At 40.0% G+C, this 828-nt stretch carries 1 protein-coding gene; it reads right to left on the bottom strand.

Going from position 1 to position 828, the window contains the following annotated elements:
* The coding region (locus N5D03_RS15000; protein ID WP_280052120.1) for a transposase at nt 1-737 on the bottom strand (737 nt) is incomplete at its 3' end.
* Nucleotides 738-828 lie beyond the last annotated feature (91 nt).

Genomic DNA, 828 nt, shown 5'->3' with positions numbered 1-828 from the left:
TCCTGAGCTTCGTATTTACCGAGGTTTTTCTCAAAATTATTTTTAATGTAATTCAGCTTGGCTTTAGCTTTTTTGTCGGAATCGGTCTTGCGGTCGCTGCCTTTCAATTTGGCATTGATATTTTCTACCGTTTGCTGGATCTTTTCTTTGCTGATTTCTTTAAATTCCGGCGGTTCAGGGTCTTTGTCCTCTTCCCTTGCCACGCTTTGGGCATATTTCCAAAGGTCCTCTAGTTGGCGGAGCATCTTTTCTTTGTTGGTTTTAATGGCATTGGCCCACACAAAAGTGTAGCGGTTTGACTGGGCTTCGATTTTCGTTCCGTCCACAAAAACCTGTTTCAAACTTACCAAACCTTCTTCGGCAAGAAGCAAAACCACTTGCGAGAAAATATCTTTGAAAGCCGCTTCAAGCTTGTGAGCCCGAAATCTGTTCACGGTATTATGATCCACGATGCTCATATTGGAGAGCCACATAAAGTTGATGTTTTCGCGAAGTGCTTTTTCGATTTTCCGGGAGGAATAAATGTTGTTCATATAGGCAAAAACCATCACCTTGAGCATCATCACGGGATGATAGCTGGGATTTCCCTCTTTGCTGTAGGCTTTTAGCAGCGGGTCTATATTGATCCTCTCCAAAATATCATTGACAATCCGAACAGGATGATTATCGGGAATCAACTCCTCAAAACTATACGGAAACAACACCGTCTGATTTTGGTTATAATACTTGAAATTCATAGACAAATATCTGATTATCAGATATAAATATACAAAAAATAACAATTATAACCAAAAAAAATCCGCCTCAAGTTGTGAGACGGATTCTTTT

This window comes from Empedobacter sp. GD03861 (genome assembly GCF_029840885.1).
Lineage (GTDB): Bacteria > Bacteroidota > Bacteroidia > Flavobacteriales > Weeksellaceae > Empedobacter > Empedobacter falsenii_B.
The sequence above is the reverse complement of the archived record's forward strand: the minus strand, read 5'-3'. Positions and strand labels throughout refer to the sequence as shown.